Source organism: Marinomonas fungiae, from assembly GCF_001418205.1.
Lineage (GTDB): Bacteria > Pseudomonadota > Gammaproteobacteria > Pseudomonadales > Marinomonadaceae > Marinomonas > Marinomonas fungiae.
In genome coordinates this window covers 100,968-121,027 of sequence record NZ_LIQF01000010.1, presented here as the reverse complement: position 1 = coordinate 121,027, position 20,060 = coordinate 100,968, and the positions used below count along the sequence as shown (strand labels likewise).

Genomic DNA, 20,060 nt, shown 5'->3' with positions numbered 1-20,060 from the left:
TCTCCTGAAAATCAATGTAAAGCTATCATCGCCTGATTCATCACTTGTTGATGGTCAGAAAGATGCATGATTTGTTCAGAAGATCAGCCTTATCAAAACACAAATGTTGCTATTAGGTACTTTTCAGCTCAAACCTATGAATAACAAGGGCTACAAGGCGGTTTGTGTCATGAAAAGCAATCAACATACCTAACGAGAAAAATTTGTACACACTGTTTGTACACTCGCAACAATGACACATCAAAAACCACAACGACGACCCCTTTAAATTCATAAGCTTACAAACATAAAACTAGAGATAATCGCATTTATTCCGCTTTTGTAATGTCGAAACCATAGTACCAAAAGCCGGAAGTACTTTCTTCATCAAACCCAGTAGCCACAAGGCCTACAGCCAGATTTGTGTCATGGAATTTTCGCCAAAGGCCTCTAAAACGGAATTTGTACTCAAGTTTGTACACACTTTCCGAGGTTACGCTTGAACATCATTGAAAAGCAAAGAAACGAGAAAAAGACAAAAAGCCTTTAAATTCAGTACGTAGAGATGTGATTGTGGTGTGCAATGAAAGGTGATTTTAAGCGTTGAAAGGCTGGGCGGCATCAGGGTGAGAAATAATCGCAAAAGTGCGTCGTTTGTTTACTTGATCAAGAAATTGCTGGTCAGCCATTTAAAAACTCTTTTGTAAGTCCACCACCTGACCACCAAACAAAAAGTCCCACTTAGGGACTTCTAACAGCCAGATCGCTTTGCTAATAGGAATTGGCGGCTATTTTCGCTTATCTTGGGGATTTAGACAATCTAGTGAAGGTTCTAAGCGCAATTAAAGCAGTATTCACATCAGTTTATAAATTCGCAACCTAAACCAATGCATGACCCCTGTTTCTCTTAACGCTATAGTCATAGTAGATGGTGATTTCAAAACCATGTTTTTGGACGGAGACTTATATGCGTCACCCTTTACTGTCATTTGCGCTGGTTGCCATTAGCTTTTGGTTAAACGGCTGCCAATCGGAATCCTCTCATATCGCCTTAGGCACGCTTGAACAGGACAGTTTGATCTTGAATGCTTTGGTTAGTCAGCAGATCCGTTCATTGCCAGTTGAAGAAGGTGAAAGCGTGATAACAGGTCAGGTTCTAGCAGAGTTTGAAGACGACGCTGCGCAAGCACAGTTAGCCTATACCAAAGCACAGTTATTGCAGGCTCAAGCTGCCTTTGCGGAAGTGCAAAATGGTAATCGCTCCGAGCAAATAGAGTCCGCTTATGCCGCTTGGCAAGGTGCCAGCGCTAATGACAAAGAAGCCGTACTGCAACTACAGCGCACGCAAGAGCTGTATCGCGCTAATGCTATTGGTCGAGCTGCACTGGATAATGCCGCGGCACTGCGCGATCAAACCAAAGCCCAAGCCGAGCAATTAGAGCAACGCTGGTTGGAACTAAGAAATGGGGCTCGAACAGAAGTTTTGGCTCAGCGCCAAGCCCAAGTAGAGGCTGCACAGGCACAACTTGATCTGGCGCAAGCCACCCTCAGCCATTATCGGATTCTAGCGCCTGCCGCAGGCGTTATTGACAGTTCTCCTTGGCATAGGGGAGATTCCGTACTGGCTGGGACACAGATGTTTCGCTTATTGAGCCAGGAGCAACCTTACGCCCGGGTTTATTTACCTGAGACAATGCGGGCGAGGATGCCAGTCGGCACGGAAGTGGAAGTGGTGATTGAGGGCTTTGCGCAGCCTTTCACGGGCGTGGTAAGAACCGTGCGCAGCAAGCCTGCATTCACCCCTTATTATGCTTTGAATGAAAAAGAGCGCTCTCGATTAATGTACTTAGCAGAAATTGAGGTGAGCAGCGCAGAAAACGTGCCCATTGGCACCGCCCTTGAGGTGCATCTGCCATGAGCCAAGCACCAGTTATCGAAAGCCGAGGCTTAACCAAGCGATTTGGTGACAATACCGCAATTCATGAACTGGATCTCAGCATTGAGCAGGGCTCAATTTATGGTTTTCTTGGCCCCAATGGCTGTGGCAAATCGACAGCCATCCGTATGTTGACAGGACTGCTTGAGCCCAGTTCAGGTGACGTTAAGTTGTTTGGCCACCCCATTAGGCATCATGAAGAATCCCTAAAACAACGCATTGGCTACATGACCCAAAAGTTTTCTCTGTACGATAATTTGAGCGTATTAGAAAACCTCGAATTTGTTGCCACAATTTACGGTTTAAAGCGCAAACTCCGTAAAGCTCGTATACAAGAGCTCATCGCACTATACGAGTTAAGCGCACTGTCCAAGCAGCTTGCAGGGTCTTTAAGTGGTGGCCAGAAGCAACGTTTAGCCCTCGCTTGCGCAACCCTGCACCAACCAGAGCTGCTGTTTCTAGACGAACCCACCTCAGCGGTCGATCCTGAGAACCGACGTGATTTTTGGGAACATTTATTTGATTTAAGTGATCAAGGCACGACCATTCTGGTGTCAACTCACTACATGGACGAAGCCGAGCGCTGCCACGCTCTCGCTATTTTAGAAAATGGTAATAAGCGCGCCGATGGCTCTCCTCAGCAATTAATGGAGAAGATGCCAGCCATTGTCTTCGAGACAGAAGGCCTGCATTTGCGTCAGCTCAAACAACAGCTGATTGCCCACCAAGATATTTTATCCGCCGCTCAAATCGGCTCACGTTTACGCATTCTTGTCAGCAAGCACCAAGCGCAACCACTGACCCTATTAAACAGTCTTAGTGCAACGCATCATTTCAGTCAGGTGCGCCCTAGTCTTGAGGATGTATTTGTGGCCAATACTGGGGGCAGACATGTGGGCTAGTAGTGCACGAATTTATGCGGTTGCTCTAAAGGAAATCAAACAACTGTCCCGCGACCGCGTCACCTTCGCCATGATTGTGATGATCCCCTTGGTTCAGCTGATTTTATTTGGTTATGCCATTAATACTGATGCCCGCCATATCCCCGCTGGCGTTGTAGATTACACTCAGAACCAGACGAGTCGCGCACTCATACTCGCCATCGAAGCCACTCAAGCAGTGAACTTCCAGCACCACTATTACTCTCCCCAAGAAGCAACTGACGCCATTATTCGCGGAGACATCAAAGCTGTCTTAATCTTGCCCCATGATCTGGAACGACGCATTGCATTACGAAGTAACCGCCTCACTCAAGACAGCGCTCGCCTATTGAATGAGCCTATCGGGCAATGGCTAGTGGACGGCTCCGATACCTTAATAGCTGCGACAGTACGCAGTCTACGCACCATGCCTCTGAATGACGTCACGCAATCAGCACTGCCGCAGACGCCAGTGACCTTTGAAGTGGTGCAATGGTTTAACCCAGAACAACGCTCGGTAGTGAATATCGTGCCCGGTCTATTGGCGATTATATTGACCATGACCATGATTTTATTCACCTCAGCCGCGATCGTAAGGGAACGTGAGCAAGGCAATATGGAGTTCTTAATCAATACCCCAATTCGCCCGTTTGAGTTAATGCTGGGTAAGATCACCCCGTATGTTTTTGCGGGATTAATCCAAGTCAGTATTATTTTATTGGTGGGACACCTGCTGTTTTCAGTGCCGATTCGCGGTGGACTGCTGTCACTCTTTGGTGCCGCACTACTGTTTATTTTTGCCAGCCTCACCCTTGGTCTGGTGATCTCGACCATCGCTAAAACCCAGCTGCAAGCCATGCAGCTAACAGTGTTTATTCTACTGCCGTCGATCTTACTATCAGGGTTTATGTTTCCTTATCAAGCCATGCCAGAACCCGCGCAATGGATTGCGGAAGGCTTACCCGCCACTCACTTTATTCGAATGGTACGCGCGATTGTTCTAAGAGAAGCAGACTTTCTGGTGCTACAACAAGATGCTCTGTGGTTGGTTGCATTTACCTTACTCGGCATCTTGTTGGCATCGGTACGTTTTAAGAAAAAGCTAAGTTAGAATGTTCAAGCATAATGACGCTTAGAAGTTTGACGCGACCTGTATAATCGAGGCAATGTCGTGCTTAGTAATCGTATGGGATTTGGCCGATAACATGGACTCCACTTGCTGTTTATTACAAGAGATCAGCAACTCATAATTCGCTGCAATTGGGTACAGCTGATTTAGATCAGTCGATAACTGCCCCAGCTCTTTATAGAAGATGTAATCAGAATAGTTTTCTTGCTGTTTACAGCCAGCGACAGTGTTCTCTTCCATTTGCACGGCTTTTTGACTTAACTCTTGATAATAGTGCTGTAGCAACTCATTTGACTCACCGAATTGCTGCGCATAACGAAACAACAGCAGTTTGTTCACAATACGTACATCATTAGGGTCACGGCTCTCATCTGGCTTCTGCCAGCCGATCATCCTCCCCACATTTTTGCCATAAGATGCAGCCACTCCTGCATCCCATGCGCGCGCTGCATACTTGAGCATGGCTTTGCGCATGCCATAGTAAATAGCTTCCGCATGGTTCGTATCTATGTTTGGCACACCAATCAAATCTCCGACATCTTGATCACGGATATTGCGGGTAATTTCATTATCTACTGCCATCAAGAAGTAGGTTTTTGAAGGAAAGAATTGTTCTTCTAAAGAAGCGCTGTAGGCTGTGCCAGAAAGGTTCTCTGCACACAAGCTGGTGGAGGTTGCGAAAGGTAACAAACAGGCAAGCTGCCAATACATCGACTTTTTAGACATGGGAATCTCTTAGCAATTATTATGGTTTTAAATTAAGAGGCCCCGTGACAAAAGCCACGAAACACGATTCAACTCAATATATTAACGCTAACGAATACGCCCTTGTGTTTCAATGGCTATGCAGCGATGCTTCTTGCAAAAAACATGGATAAAGTTTTGCAAGCCAAGACAGTATCCCCATATAAACTCAGGTACGATAAGAAGTTTGATTGTTAGACGGAGCTATTTTATGAATTCAGAGGCTGTCTCAGCATCCCTCCCCCCAGTCATTGCAGGCCCGATTCTGCGTAAGGTGGATGCCCATGCCCTACACCTTTGGCTCGCCACCAGCCATGATTATGCAGCGTCGGTTCAGGTTGCAAACGATTCACAAACCTTAACGTCTGACACGCACTGCACGACCATAAAAGTGGGCGAACGACTCTACTTGCAACTGATTAGCGTCAACTTTGATGAATCCTTATCAGCAAACCAAGCACTGACCTACCAAATCACACTCACAACAGAAAACCAGAGTATAAACGTAAGCGTTCCCAGTTATCACGAAGACACCTCTGGCGAGCAAGTTCACTTTATCTGGCAACCGCAGGTTCACTCCTTGCTTCATGGTTCCTGTCGTAAAGCCCATTATGGCTACCACCTTATGGACGATCGTCCTGTGATTGGCGATGGCTTAGTCGAAGCAGACCGTCACTTAAGTCACAATGAGCTGAAAGATTGGCCCTCTTTGCTAATGCTGTCCGGTGACCAGATCTACGCTGACGACGTTGCAGGCCCTATGCTGTACGCTATTCGCCAAGCCATCAATTTACTCGGTATCAAAGAAGAGCAGTTACCTTGTACGGACAAATGCTTGGCGACAAATCCTTATTATTATAATCGCGAAGCCCTACTACCTTTGACAGAGCTAAGTGACGACCTTAAAAAGCAGTTTTTTAAAGGTAAGAAGAAGCCGGTTTTCACCACAGACACGGCCCATAACCATCTGATTAGTTTTGCCGAAGTGATCTGCATGTACCTGCTGGTGTGGTCGCCCACCTTGTGGAAACACATCTCTTTAGAACTGCCAGATGGCATCAACAACGAAGAGCACAAAACCCGTTACTTCGCTGAGCGTAAAGCGATTAAAGACTTTGTCAGCACCTTGCCGCAGGTACAGCGCGTTTTAGCTCACTTACCGACAGCGATGATGTTTGATGACCATGATGTCACCGATGATTGGAACCTGACCGCGGACTGGGAGACCACCGCCTATGAACACGCTCTATCGAAACGCATTATTGGTAATGCCTTATTTGGCTATTTGCTCTGCCAAGGCTGGGGCAATCATCCGGAGCAATACGACGCCGAATTTTTGAAGCAAGCTGAACATGCTATTCAAAGCTCAGACAGTCAACTCAAGGACGACTACATTGAAACTCTATTTGCTTATGAAAAGTGGCATTATCAATGGGACACGCAGCCGAAACTGGTGGTACTGGACACGCGCACTCGCCGTTGGCGCTCGGAACAAAACTTTAGCCATCCGTCTGGCTTAATGGACTGGGAGGCAATCACCGATTTGCAACATGATATTCGTGATTTGGACTCGGTAATCCTAGTATCACCAGCCCCGATATTTGGGGTCAAGCTGATTGAGGCCATTCAACAAGTCTTTACATGGCTAGGTAAGCCTCTAATGGTAGATGCGGAAAACTGGATGGCACACCCAGGTTCAGCGTATGCCTTAATGAACTTGTTTACCCATCCCAAGACACCAACCAACTTTGTGATCTTATCTGGTGATGTACATTACTCATTTGCCTATGACATCAAGTTACGTGGACACAAGAGCAGCCCTAACATCTGGCAGATTACCAGCAGCGGTTTGCGCAACGAGTTTCCGCATAAGCTACTAGAGTGGTTTGATCGACTCAACCGCTGGCTCTATGCGCCTTGGTCACCCTTGAACGTCTTTACAAAGCGTCGTTCATTAAAGATTTCTCCACGCAAGCCAGAAAACGCTTCTCGAGGTGAGCGTTTGATCAACCAGTCCGGCATTGGTTTAGTGCGCCTTGATGAGCAAGGCCGCCCTAGCGAGATCAGCCAACTCTGCAATAACCATGAGTTGGTACGCTTTTTACCTTCAAAGAAACATCGAATGATGTCTGAGTAATGAGAGACAAAAAAGGAGCCTAAACTTAGACTCCTTTTTTTAAGGCATCAGACTTACTCAGTCTGCTTTATACATCGTGCTCTGGACGTTTCGGAAACAGCTTACGTACTATCACGAAGAACAACGGCACAAAGAAGATTGCCAATACCGTTGCTGTCAAAGTACCACCCACGATACCCGAACCGATTGAAATACGACTGTTAGCCCCCGCTCCTGATGACAAGGCTAGCGGCATAGTTCCCACGATAAATGCCAACGATGTCATAATGATTGGACGTAAACGCAAGCGCGCACCTTCCGCTGCAGCATGCCAAATATCCTCACCACGACGATAAGCAGCCTCCGCGAATTCGACGATTAGGATCGCGTTTTTCGACGATAGACCAATAATGGTCAATAGAGCCACTTGGAAGTACACATCGTTTTGCAGATCACGAAGGTAAATCGCCCCAGCCGCACCGATGACACCTAATGGAATCACCAGAATAACCGAGAACGGTACAGTCCAACTTTCGTACAAAGCGGCAAGACAAAGAAAGACCACTAGGATTGAAACCGCGTATAAGAAGTAGGTTTGACCACCGGACTGCTGCTCTTGGTAAGATAAACCACTCCACGCGTAGGACGTGCCTTGAGGTAACTGATCCGCCAAACGAGACATTTCCACCATGGCATCCCCCGAGCTTAACCCTGGAGCTGCTGAGCCTTGAATCTCGTAAGATGGCAAGCCATTGAAACGAGTCAAGACTTTTGGACCGAACGCCCATTCACTGTCAGCAAACGCAGAAAACGGTGTCATTTCATCGCCGTTACCACGCACATACCAATGTTGCAGATCAGAAGGCGCACCACGGTATTCCGCTTCACCTTGGATGTAGACCTTCTTCACTCGACCACGATCAATGAAGTCATTGACGTAGTTACCCGCCCAAGCTGACGATAAAGTGCTGCTGATATCAGCCATTGATAGGCCCAGTGCAAAGGCTTTCTCTTGGTCGATGTCAATATGCAACTGTGGCGTTTCACCTTGACCACCCATACGAACACCAGACAAGATCTGACTCGCACGAGCATCGCCTAGTAGACGGTCACGCATTTCCAGTAGGGTTTGACGATCAGTGTTACCAGCCGCCTGCAACTCAAAAGTAAAACCGTTACTTTGGCCTAAACCACGAATCGACGGGGGCAGCAACGAGAAAATTTGCGCATCACGAATGCCAGCCAAACCAGGGTAAGAACGCCCCACAATGTCCGACGCCGAACTGCCCGGCTCAGTACGTTCATCCCAATGTTTCAAGAGCACAAATGCCATACCCGCATTTTGTCCTGTCCCCATAAAGCTGAAGCCTGAGATAGTAAAGATCGAATCGACATAATCTTTTTCTTTCTCCAAGAAGTGATCTTGGATTTGTGCCATCACTTCCTCGGTACGCGCCATTGACGCCCCTTCTGGCAATGACACAATAACCATCACGTTACCTTGGTCTTCCGTTGGCAGGAACCCCGTTGGGGTGTTCACCATCAAATACCCCATGCCTGCCACAATCACCAAATAACCAGCAAACCAACGGACTGGTTGGCGAATCAAGCGCTTTACACGATTGCTATAACGGTCAGTCATGCGGTCAAAGTTACGGTTGAACCAACCTGCCAAACCTGGCTTTTCACCATGATGGTTAGGCTTTTTAAGCAAGGTCGCACACAGCGCTGGCGAAAGCGTCAACGCCACAATCACCGATAGCACCATAGACGATACAATCGTGATCGAGAACTGACGATAGATTACCCCTGTGGAACCACTGAAGAACGCCATCGGAACAAATACCGCAGACAGCACCACTGTGATACCAATCAAGGCACTGGTGATCTCTTTCATCGATTTAATGGTCGCTTCACGGGGCGGCAAATTTTCCTCTTCCATCACCCGCTCAACGTTCTCCACCACCACGATCGCGTCGTCCACCAATAGACCAATTGACAGCACCAGGGCAAACATGGTCAAGGTGTTGATCGAGTAGCCAAACGCCTGCAACACACCAAAGGTGCCCAGCAACACCACCGGAACCGCGATCGCAGGGATCAAGGTTGCGCGCCAGCTTTGCAGGAACACAAACATGACGATGACCACCAACACGATGGCCTCAAACAGGGTTTTCACCACTTCTTCAATGGAGATCTTAATGAACTCCGTTGAATCCAATGGCAACGCGGTTTTGTAGCCTTGTGGTAAATCGCGCTTTAGCTCTTCAATAGCGGCTTTCACGCGCTCAGAAGTTTCCAAAGCGTTCGCACTCGGCGCCAACATGACCGCTAAACCGGTTGATGGGTGGCCATTCAAACGTGGTGAGAAGTTGTAGTTTTCACTACCAATTTCCACTTTAGCGACGTTTTTAATACGCACCGTCGCACCGTTGTCATCGTACTTGAGGATGATGTTTTCAAACTGCTCTGGGGTTTCCAGCTTTGATTGGGCCGTTACCGTTGCATTCAGTTCTTGGCCATTAGCAATTGGGTAACTCCCCAAACTGCCCGCCGCTACCTGTATATTCTGCGCTTTAATCGCATTCGCCACATCCGATGGAATCAGATTATAAGTGGCTAACTTCAACGGATCCAACCAGATACGCATGGCATACGCGGTACCGAAGATCTGCACACTGCCCACACCTTCTAGGCGTGAAATAGGGTCTTGCATATTTGATACAAGGTAGTCCGATAAGTCACTGGCCATGGCCTGATCGTTTTCATCGTACAACGCCATGATCAACAGGAAGTCTGATTGTGACTTAGTCACCGTCACACCTTGCTGTTGCACACTGGTAGGCAAGTTTGAAGTAATCTGCTGAACCTTGTTCTGCACTTGAACCTGAGCCGTGTCAGGATCTGTGCCCTGTTCAAAGGTTACATCAATACTGGCACGGCCCGTCGAGCTACTACTGGATGAAAAGTACAGTAAGCCATCAAGACCAGTCAGTTGTTGTTCAATAATCTGCGTAACACTGTTTTCGACCGTTTCCGCCGAGGCACCATTGTAAGTGGTGGAAATACGAATCGATGGCGGTGCCACGTTTGGATATTGAGACACAGGCAACTGAGTAATCGCGAGTAATCCGGCCAACATAATGACAATCGAAATTACCCAAGCGAACACCGGTCGCCGAATGAAAAAATGCGCAATCATTTAGAAGCTCCCTTTACTACTGACCAGTCGTCGCGGCATTCGCCTCTATCATACGACCAGTTTGCGGATCACGTTTCAGCTCAACCGTCGTTACTTCGGCTCCTGGACGTACTTTCATGCTACCTTGGACGATCACTTTATCGCCTTCTTTGATGCCATCGGTTACGTACCATTGATTACCAATCGCACGTTCTGTCGTAATCAAGCGCTGCTCAACTTTGTTTTCAGGGTTTACCACCAACACATAAGCATTGCCCTGAACATTACGCATCACACCTTGTTGCGGCACCAAAATACCCTGGCTATCGCTCAAATCATTAATCTGGCCACGCACAAACATACCAGGTAGCAACAAGCCATCAGGGTTTTTAAACTCTGCTCGCAGCGTCACACTGCCCGTCATTTCATTCACACTAACTTCACGTGTGGTGATACGACCTTTGTATGGGTAGGCTGTGCCGTCTTCGAGAACCAAAGACACACTTTGATCACCTAGGGTCACATGGTCTAGGTTCAACAAAGTGCGCTGACGTAATTGCTCAACACTGGTTTGAGCAAGATCGACAAAAATTGGATTCGTTGCACGAATCGTCGTCATCGGCGCAGATTGATTAGCCGTCACCAAAGCACCCACGGTGACATCGGAGATCCCAATTTTGCCATCAATCGGTGCGGTAATTTTGGTGTACGCTAAATCAATTTTGGCGCTATTCAAGGCTGCTACAGCACGCTTCTCAGCAGCTACGGCAGAAAGGTAAGCCACATTAGCGTCATCCAAGTTCTGTTGCGAAACGTTGTTACGTTCCTTCAGAGTTTTGTAACGCTCATAAGTTTGTTTGGTCGAGGTTAAGGTTGCACGAGCACTATCAAGATCTGCTTGCGCTTGTTCAACATTCGATTCATAGGTTGAATCGTCAAGTTGATAAAGAAGATCACCCGCAGAAACGGTTTGCCCTTCTTCAAACAAGCGTTTTTCAACAATCCCACCCACTTGAGGTCGAATTTCCGCTTCTAGGCTCGACTTAGTTCGGCCTGGCAGCTCAGAAGTGAGCTCAACCGGGCGCTTTTCAATGCTGATCACGCCAACTTGAGGTTTCGGCATTTGCTGAGCCGCAGCGCTTGCTCCTGCCTTGCTGCTTTCACTTTCTTGACATCCTGCCAAAATCGCCGAGGCCAGCACCACCCCTGTTAATAGAAAGTTCCGAGACAACATAATACCTTGAAATCTCCAATAATTATCATTTGAGAATGAGCGTTCATTCACACTATAATCTAGGGACGTTACACTTCCCATCTTTAAATCGTGTAAATAAATATGAAAAGGTCACCCACCCAAGAACAACGCCGCCAACAAATTATTGATGCATTTATCGTGCACGTTGTTGAAAAAGGCTTTCATAGAGCCAGCATGGCCGAAATGGCAAAAACTGCTGGCCTTAGTGTCGGTCAGGTGTACCGCTATTTTTCCAACAAAGAAGACATCATACGCGCGGTAGTAGAACAAAAAACAGAAGAATATCTCGCCATCATGGAAGACTTCCTCGAGAAAAAAGACTGGCTTGCACGTATTTTTGAACAAAAACACAGCCAAGAATTTCAAATTGAGCGAGTGCTAAATATGGAGATAAAGGCCGAAGCCAATCGTTCACCAGTGTTGGCCGAGATTCAATCTGATGCGGATCGTCGCCTCACTGAGCATGCTATCAAGCTGGTGCGCCAGCGTTATGGATTACAGGATGAAGAGGATATTCTGGCGCGAGTGCAATTTTTAGTGGCGCTTACTAACGGCCTATTTCACCGCAGCAATGATACGGATCAGCCCTTTAGCCAAGCGTCACATCGCTTGTTCCAGCATATGTTAAATGAGCTATTTCCGGACCAAGTGGTCTCAACGCAACCTTAAGAACACACATACTTGCTTCCACTTGCTGACTAGCATGGCAAAAAAGATCAACACACAGCCACCTAACTGCAACCCGGTCATGCTTTCACTAAACCAGAGTGCTGCAAATAACGCAGTCCATACTGGTTCTAAATTCATGATCACAGCAGCATTGCTAGCGGGCGTTAAACTTTGCGCGTAGGTCTGTAATAAAAAGCGCAAACTGGTAGCAATCAAGGTGCTGGCTAAAAACCAACCAACGATCGACAGCGGCACCGTATGAGGGATCTCTTCCATTGTCGGAGAGACCATCAGCATAAGGCTTCCAGCCGTAAAAAGTTGAATCGCTGTGAGCACCAATACGTGCAACTTGGTAGACATACGCGTCAGCAAGTTAAATTGCAATGCAAAGGTTACCGCCGCAATAAAGAAATAGACCTGCGCCCATTCAAAGCTCAAACCATTACCGAGCGCTAAACAAGCCAATCCGATCACCGCCACGGGCAGCGCAATCCAAATGCTGCGTGCAGGCTGCTCATTAAAGAGCAAACGAGCAAACACAGGCACCAAAATGACGCCTAGACTGTTAATGAATGCACCAACACCGATATTACTGACCTGATCAAGGCCGACAATCCAGAACATCATCGCCACGCCCATCACTGCTCCCACAGCCATGGCGCCTTTTAGATCTTGCCAGCGAACGCCTTTAAAAAAACGTGCACCAACAAAAAACAAAACGATGCCAGCGATCACAAAGCGAATGCCTAAGAAGAAAATCGGTGGCAATCCTGCCAAAGCTTCTTTGGAAAAAATCCAACCAAATGCTGCAATAACGGTCACCAGAACCAATATCAGCTCGGCTTTAAAATGCGAAGGCGATGCACTCACAGAAAATCCTTGATCAAGGTAACTTAGATCGGCAAGGTCGTTACGTCGTAGCCATAAATACTGTCTAACTTTGCATGGATGATGCCACTGGCGTACTTAGAGGCGAGTCCTAAGGCTTGCAGCTTCATACGCCCTTGCCAGCCACCATGCATATGATACAAGCCCGTGTTGTCACGGGATTGTTTCTGAATGGCGGTAGCTCGTGGCTTGCGTAAATCTTCATATTTTTCAAATGCCTGCGCATAAGGGTACTTTAATAAGGCCTGCGTTAAGACATAAGCATCTTCAATCGCCATAGCCGCCCCCTGCGCCATAAATGGCAGCATTGGATGACAGGCATCGCCGAGCAATACCACACGTTCATCGTGCCATTTCGATAAGCTAGGTCGGCCATTCAAAGCCCATAGGAAAGTCGTATCGCAAGCTTCTAGTACCGCACTGACTTCAGGGTGCCAGCCAATAAACTTACGACGCAATTCATTCACATCCCCTTCTTGGCGCCAAGATTCTTGCTGCCACTTAGAACGCTCTTCGACCGCTATAAAATTCACCAACTCGCCACCACGTAAGTAGTACGTCACCAAATGCTTATTTGGCCCCGCCCATACGGTGGCATTCGGCTGTATTTCAGCACCTTTAATGGCTGCAGCGGGCACAGTACCACGCCATGCGACCTGACCAGTAAAGATGGGGGCTTGTACGCCCAACATCAACTCGCGCACTTTCGAATGAATGCCATCGGCACCAATCACTAAGTCCACATGTTCAGTTTTTTTATCCAGTAGGACTGTGACGTGTTTCTTTTCATTGCGGTAGCCCAACACCCGATGGTCAAGTTCAATCTCGACTCCGGCGGTATAACAGGCTTGAACTAATTCTTTATGCAGATCCGCACGATGAATATGCCAATAAGGCGCTCCATAGCGTTGCTCAACTGACTTCCCCAATGGGGATTTAAGGTAATAACGACCGCTTTGGTAATCGCGAATACAGGCGTATTTAGGAGAAAAAATATGATTAGAGACAGCCCCAGCAATGCCAAACTGCCGTAATACTTTGACCGCGTTGGGGCTTAGTTGAAGACCCGCACCGACTTCACTTAGGCTAGAAGCCTGCTCAAAGATACGCACTTGAAATCCATTTTTGGCCAATCCAAGTGCCACCGTCAAACCACCAATCCCTGCACCAACGACAATGACTCGGCTCGCTTGGTTTTGTAGCGCCACAATCCAATCCTTACTTGTTAACTCATCCGCTTTGGATCATATCAAAAAGGTTTCACATTAACCTGATATAAATTCTGATTAAGAGTAAGTTTTCTATGTAAATAAGCCAGAACGCCCCCCATTGGTTTTGGCTTAGAAATTGCTAACCCATATAGTGAGATAAGTTTCACTTGCCTTACACGTCGTTTTGGTTCATCAATATCCTATAAGGGACACTAGAACAGACTGTGTTGATGAAATCCCTCAGCCGTCAATGGGGAAATAATAAATATGGATAAACTAACAGAAAAATATAATTCAGACCCCTTCTTCGATGAACTCATCGATTTTCAGGGACAAGCCAGAACACCGGCTAAACAATTATTAGAATACTTAGATGGCTTACCGCCAGAAGAACTCGAAAAACGCCGAATCACTGCCGAGGCCACCGTCCAAGAAATGGGCATTAGTTTTACGGTCTATACGGAGGAAGGCAATATTGATCGGGCTTGGCCATTTGATATCGTACCTCGAACCATAGCCGCCACGGACTGGGAAACTACCGCCCAAGGCCTCAAACAACGACTCACCGCTCTTAACCACTTCATTAACGACCTCTACCACGATCAACGCTGTATCAAAGACGGCATCATTCCAGAACACATCATTAGAGATTCCAAAAACTTCCGTCCAGAATGCGTCGGCGTGTCACCAAAATATGGCGTTTGGGCCCACATTTGTGGCACCGATTTGGTGCGCGATGAACACGGTGAATTTTTTGTACTAGAAGACAATTTACGAGTGCCATCTGGCGTCTCCTATATGTTGGAAAATCGCGCTATCACTAAGCGCGTACTACCAGAGCTATTTGAGAACGACAAAATTCTACCTGTAGGGGCTTATACCTCTGACCTATTCGATACCTTGGCAGCTTTATCTCCGCGAGAGGTAGAGCGTCCGGAAATCGTCGTACTCACTCCAGGCATTTATAACTCGGCTTACTTTGAGCATGCCTTTCTGGCACAGCAAATGGGGGTTGAGTTGGTCGAAGGTGCAGACTTATTTGTTGATGAAGACGATTGCGTCTACATGAAAACCATCTACGGCCCAGAGCGTGTCGATGTCATTTATCGTCGTATCGATGACTTATTCCTCGACCCTGAGGCTTTCCATCCAGATTCGGTATTAGGCGTTGCGGGGTTAATGCGAGCTTGGAAAGCTGGCAATGTGGCCTTAGCCAACGCTCCGGGTGCAGGCGTGGCGGATGACAAAGTGGTTTACGCCTACGTACCGGATTTGATTCGTTATTACCTAAACGAAGAGCCGATTCTAAAAAATGTGAAAACCTACCTATGCGATGACGAAAAGGATCGCGAGTACGTATTGGCACACCTTGATGAATTGGTCGTCAAACCAGCCAATGAATCCGGTGGCTACGGTATGTTGGTTGGCCCCCATTCGACGAAGAAAGAGCAGCAGCTGTTTGCTGAATTGATCAAGGCTAATCCACGTAATTACATTGCTCAGCCGACTTTGAAGCTTTCGACTGCGCCGACCTTGATCGGTAAAGGCTCGTTGGAACCACGCCATTTAGATTTGCGTCCGTTTATTTTACAAAGCAAAAACACCTATGTGACCACGGGCGGTTTAACCCGAGTTGCCATGAGAAAAGGTTCTCTCGTCGTCAATTCGTCACAAGGTGGTGGTAGTAAAGATACTTGGATTGTGGACACTAAAGGAGCTTAATCATGCTTTCAAGAGTTGCAGAACGCTTATACTGGAGTGCTCGCTACTTAGAGCGCGTGGAAAATACGGCTCGTTTAGTTAGCGTCTACGATGATTTGTTGTACGACCTGCCACACAATGTGGTGGAGATTTCTTGGTACAACCTAATTGAGATCAATAGCGGCGTGGAAGCTTTCAACCATCGTTACAAAGTTCGTGATGAACGTAATGTGGTGAAGTTCTTACTAGCCGACGATGACAACCCAAGTTCGTTGCTTTCTTCCCTCAAAATGGCGCGCGAGAATATTCGTACGACCCGTGATGTGCTACCCAATGAAATGTGGGAACTGGTCAATGAGTTGGATTTGTATGCTAAACAGAACATCAAACAAGGCATTAACCGCTCGGCTCGCCATGCTTACTTGAATACCATTATTGAAGGTTGCCAAAAAATCATCGGATTGCTCGCGGCCACCATGGACCGTGATGCAGGTTGGCAGTTTTTGATTCTTGGCCGCTATCTTGAGCGTGTCGATATGAACACTCGAATCATTGATGCCGCGACGTCTTTAATGAGCCAAGCCCAACCTGAGCAAGACGTAGAGCTTGGTCAGGTTGTATGGTCGAAAGTGCTGAAATCACAAAGCGCCTATTTGAGCTTCCGTCGCACGATGCGCAGCTCGATTCGTGGCGCTAAAGCCGTCACCTTCTTGCTTAACGACCCTTACTTTCCTCGTTCACAACGTTACTGTGTTGAGCAAATCAAGCTCGCAGCGTCTTTTCTACCTCGCTCAGGAATTGTCATTGCGTGTGCGGAAAGGCTGCTTGAGCACACTCGTACGGTGGAACATTCAAGTGAATTAAACGAAGAATTCAGTGATTACTTAAACGACATTCAGCTCGATATTATCGCGCTGCATCACCAGATCACGGAAAACTGGTTTAACTTCCAAAAAGGAGAAGCGGCATGACCATCCGCGTAGCGATTCAACATAAAACTACTTATGAGTTTGATCGCTTTATTAATGTTTCGCCGCACATTTTACGTCTACGTCCGGCGCCGCATTCACGTACCCATATTCATGGTTATTCACTCAAGGTGTTGCCAGAAGATCATTTCATCAACTGGCAGCAAGATCCTTATGGCAACTATCAAGCACGCTTGGTATTTCCAGAAAAGACGAAAAAACTGGAATTTGCCGTGGAAGTAATCGCCGACATGACGGTGATTAACCCCTTTGATTTCTTTATCGAAGAATACGCTGAGCACTTTCCATTTAAGTACGACAAGCAATTATTGGAAGAGCTGGCGCCCTATTTAAAAACATCGGAAGACTGCTCTGAATTGCAAGACTGGCTCAAAACAGTTGATCGCAAAGCGACGCCAATTGTCGACTTTTTAGTAAGCCTGAACACGCGTCTTGCTAATGAAATCGACTATGGCATTCGCCTAGAACCAGGGGTGCAAACGTGCGAAGAAACACTGACGCTGAAGAAGGGTTCCTGTCGGGATACTTCGTGGTTACTTGTGCAGATCTTACGTCACCTTGGTTTGGCAGCCCGTTTTGCCTCCGGTTACTTGGTACAGTTAACCGCTGACGTGAAAGCACTGGATGGTCCATCTGGCCCAGAAGAAGACTTCACCGATTTGCACGCCTGGTGTGAAGTTTACTTACCCGGTGCAGGCTGGGTTGGACTGGATCCAACCAGCGGTTTATTTGCCGGTGAAGGTCACATTCCATTGGCCTGTACCGCTGAGCCGATCTCTGCTGCCCCGATTACAGGCTTCATCGACGAATGTGAGTGTGAGTTTAGCTATTCGAATATTGTCACGCGCATCCACGAAGACCCTCGTGTTACTAAGCCGTACAGTGACGATGAATGGGAGAATATCAAGGCCCTCGGTCATGCGGTTGACCAACGCCTTGAACAAGGCGATGTTCGCTTAACCATGGGCGGAGAACCAACCTTTGTCTCCATCGATGACATGGATTCAGAGCAGTGGAATACTGGTGCATTAGGGGCTGATAAGCTCCGTCTGGCAAAAGATTTGCTGTTACGTATGAAACAGAAGTTTGGCGCCAATGGTTTACTGCACTACGGCCAAGGTAAGTGGTATCCGGGGGAAGAAGTGCCTCGCTGGGCATTGGGCTGCTTCTGGCGCACCGATGGTGAAGCACTCTGGCAAGATCCAAAATACCTAGCTCGCGTAGATAAAAACTACGGTTTTGATGAAACCCATGCAGCAAAGTTTGGTCGTGAGTTATGTGATTACCTAGGTATTGAATCAAATTACTTGCAACCGACCTACGAAGACACTCTGTACTACTTGTGGCTAGAACGCTCATTGCCTGAAGAAGTCGATCCACGTAAAGCATCCCTTAAAGACGACTTGGAAAGACGTCGTTTGGCAAAGCTTCTCAACCGTGGCTTGGAACGCGTCAGTGGCTATGTTCTACCGATCGAGTTCAATGGCGATCAATGGCAAAGTAGCCTATGGCCAATGCGCTCCGATGTGATCACCTTGATCCCCGGGGACAGCCCAATGGGTTACCGTCTACCGCTAAACTCTCTGCCAGCGATCAGTGAAGAGGAGCAAACGCCAGAGCGCGACCCCTTTGCACCGCGTGAGCCATTACCCGTTTACAGTCATTCCACAACGGCTAGTATCAGTGCGCAAACACAAACGCAGCAAAACGCGACCAAGGCCGAGCAAGCAAGCAGTACTGTTGTTAAGAATGTGATTCGTACGGCCTTGTGTATCGAAGCACGCGATGGCCGTTTGCATGCTTTCTTACCGCCGGTTAACTACCTTGAGCACTACGTTGCACTGATTAATGTCATTGAGAAAGTCGCAACACAACTGGAAATGCCAATCGTCATTGAAGGTTACGAGCCACCAAAAGACTATCGTTTGCAAAAGTTTTTGATTACCCCAGACCCTGGCGTCATTGAGGTGAACATTCACCCTGCGAAAAACTGGAAAGAGCTGTTATTCAACACTGAAACGCTGTACGAAGAAGCGCACCAAGCACGCTTAGGCACAGAGAAGTTTATGCTCGACGGTCGCCACACGGGCACCGGCGGCGGTAACCATGTCACCCTTGGTGGTGTAACGCCGTCTGACAGTCCATTGCTACGCCGACCTGATTTACTGCGTAGTTTAGTGACCTTCTGGCAACACCATCCGGGGCTTTCCTACTTATTCTCTGGCATGTTCATTGGTCCAACCAGCCAGGCACCACGTCCCGATGAAGGCCGTGATGAAGCCTTGTATGAAATGGAAATTGCCTTCCAAAACATCCCCTCTGGCTTGGTCGATGAGCCTTGGCTGGTGGATCGTTTAATGCGCAACTTGCTGGTGGACATCACCGGTAACACGCACCGTTCTGAATTCTGTATCGACAAACTCTACGCCGCAGGCTCAAGCAGTGGTCGCCAAGGCTTATTGGAGTTCCGTGGTTTTGAAATGCCACCTCATGCACGTATGTCATTAGTACAAATGCTATTGCTACGTTGTTTGGTGGTACGTTTCTGGGAACAGCCGTACCACAAACCATTGGTTCGCTGGGGCACCTCTCTACACGATAAGTTTATGATGCCGCACTTTGTTTGGCAGGACATCAAAGAAGTGGTGGATGATCTGCAAGCCCATGGTTTGCCATTTAAGCTGGAATGGTTAGCGCCATTTGAAGAGTTTCGCTTCCCGCACTATGGCCGCCAACAGATTGATGATATCGAACTAGAGCTACGCTGGGCGATTGAGCCTTGGCATGTGCTCGGCGAAGAGATCACGCAATCGGGGACCGCCCGCTACGTAGACTCTTCAGTGGAGCGTTTACAAGTACGCTTAACTGGGCTGACCGAAGGTCGTTACGTGTTATCCTGCAACGGTCGTCGCGTACCACTTCGCAGCACGGGACGCAAAGGTGAAGCCGTCGGTGCGGTGCGCTACAAAGCTTGGGCGCCACCCTCTGCCCTGCACCCAACATTGGGCATGGATACGCCACTTGTGTTTGACTTGATTGACACGTGGAATGGCGTTTCGATTGGTGGCTGTACTTACCATGTTAGCCATCCTGGAGGCCGAAACTACGATACCTTACCGGTTAACAGTAACGAAGCCGAGGCCCGTCGCGTGAACCGTTTCTGGGATCATGGCTTTACCCAAGGCACTTTGGTACCGCCACCAGAATACAGTGCGCTCCGCAGCGTTACCGAGCATGCAAAGGCCGCACGACCGATGGCGCCACCAGAAGAAGAAATCTGTCATGAATATCCTCATACCCTTGATCTCAGGAAGAGGTATACTAGGCTCTAATTTCCATTAG

General features: G+C 47.8%; 13 protein-coding genes. 8 read left to right on the top strand and 5 right to left on the bottom strand.

What is annotated here, in order from left to right:
- The first annotated feature begins 946 nt into the window (after positions 1-946).
- The 3 genes from ASC49_RS14585 to ASC49_RS14575 are packed head-to-tail and all read left to right on the top strand — an operon-like array spanning position 947 to position 3,946.
- Positions 947-1,897: an HlyD family secretion protein gene (locus tag ASC49_RS14585; RefSeq protein WP_055463980.1), complete on the top strand. Its 951-nt coding sequence runs from the start codon at positions 947-949 to the stop codon at positions 1,895-1,897.
- Entirely contained in the window at positions 1,894-2,817 is a 924-nt protein-coding gene (locus ASC49_RS14580) for an ABC transporter ATP-binding protein (RefSeq protein WP_055463979.1), read from the top strand. Before ASC49_RS14585 ends, ASC49_RS14580 begins: the two co-directional genes overlap by 4 nt.
- Positions 2,807-3,946, top strand: coding sequence for an ABC transporter permease (locus tag ASC49_RS14575; RefSeq protein ID WP_055463978.1), 1,140 nt, complete (start codon positions 2,807-2,809; stop codon positions 3,944-3,946). The genes ASC49_RS14580 and ASC49_RS14575 overlap by 11 nt, the downstream gene beginning before the upstream one ends.
- Positions 3,947-3,967: 21 nt before the next feature.
- On the opposite strand, the gene ASC49_RS14570 is transcribed toward ASC49_RS14575, so the two are convergent.
- Positions 3,968-4,690, bottom strand: coding sequence for a hypothetical protein (locus ASC49_RS14570; RefSeq protein ID WP_055463977.1), 723 nt, complete (start codon positions 4,688-4,690; stop codon positions 3,968-3,970).
- Between the two features lie 229 nt (positions 4,691-4,919).
- On the opposite strand from ASC49_RS14570, the gene ASC49_RS14565 reads away from it, so the two are divergent.
- Entirely contained in the window at positions 4,920-6,845 is a 1,926-nt protein-coding gene (locus tag ASC49_RS14565; RefSeq protein ID WP_055463976.1) for a metallophosphoesterase family protein, read from the top strand.
- Positions 6,846-6,912: 67 nt separating this feature from the next.
- On the opposite strand, the gene ASC49_RS14560 is transcribed toward ASC49_RS14565, so the two are convergent.
- Positions 6,913-10,026, bottom strand: coding sequence for an efflux RND transporter permease subunit (locus ASC49_RS14560; RefSeq protein WP_055463975.1), 3,114 nt, complete (start codon positions 10,024-10,026; stop codon positions 6,913-6,915).
- Positions 10,027-10,042: 16 nt separating this feature from the next.
- Entirely contained in the window at positions 10,043-11,239 is a 1,197-nt protein-coding gene (locus ASC49_RS14555; RefSeq protein ID WP_055463974.1) for an efflux RND transporter periplasmic adaptor subunit, read from the bottom strand.
- A gap of 102 nt (positions 11,240-11,341) precedes the next feature.
- Here ASC49_RS14555 and ASC49_RS14550 point away from each other — a divergent pair, with 102 nt between their 5' ends.
- Complete coding sequence (locus ASC49_RS14550; protein ID WP_055463973.1) at positions 11,342-11,929, top strand: TetR/AcrR family transcriptional regulator; 588 nt, start codon at positions 11,342-11,344, stop codon at positions 11,927-11,929.
- Here ASC49_RS14550 and ASC49_RS14545 read toward each other — a convergent pair.
- Both ASC49_RS14545 and ASC49_RS14540 read right to left on the bottom strand, forming a co-directional pair.
- Positions 11,915-12,799, bottom strand: coding sequence for a DMT family transporter (locus tag ASC49_RS14545; protein ID WP_055463972.1), 885 nt, complete (start codon positions 12,797-12,799; stop codon positions 11,915-11,917). The genes ASC49_RS14550 and ASC49_RS14545 overlap by 15 nt on opposite strands.
- Before the next feature lie 23 nt (positions 12,800-12,822).
- Complete coding sequence (locus ASC49_RS14540; protein WP_055463971.1) at positions 12,823-14,025, bottom strand: FAD-dependent monooxygenase; 1,203 nt, start codon at positions 14,023-14,025, stop codon at positions 12,823-12,825.
- Between the two features lie 270 nt (positions 14,026-14,295).
- Here ASC49_RS14540 and ASC49_RS14535 point away from each other — a divergent pair, with 270 nt between their 5' ends.
- The 3 genes from ASC49_RS14535 to ASC49_RS14525 are packed head-to-tail and all read left to right on the top strand — an operon-like array spanning position 14,296 to position 20,050.
- Positions 14,296-15,750, top strand: coding sequence for a circularly permuted type 2 ATP-grasp protein (locus tag ASC49_RS14535; protein ID WP_055463970.1), 1,455 nt, complete (start codon positions 14,296-14,298; stop codon positions 15,748-15,750).
- Positions 15,751-15,752: 2 nt separating this feature from the next.
- Positions 15,753-16,700, top strand: coding sequence for an alpha-E domain-containing protein (locus ASC49_RS14530; RefSeq protein WP_055463969.1), 948 nt, complete (start codon positions 15,753-15,755; stop codon positions 16,698-16,700).
- Positions 16,697-20,050 (top strand): transglutaminase family protein, encoded by a 3,354-nt coding sequence (locus ASC49_RS14525; protein ID WP_055463968.1) that lies wholly within the window; start codon positions 16,697-16,699, stop codon positions 20,048-20,050. The genes ASC49_RS14530 and ASC49_RS14525 overlap by 4 nt, the downstream gene beginning before the upstream one ends.
- The last annotated feature ends 10 nt before the right edge of the window (positions 20,051-20,060 follow it).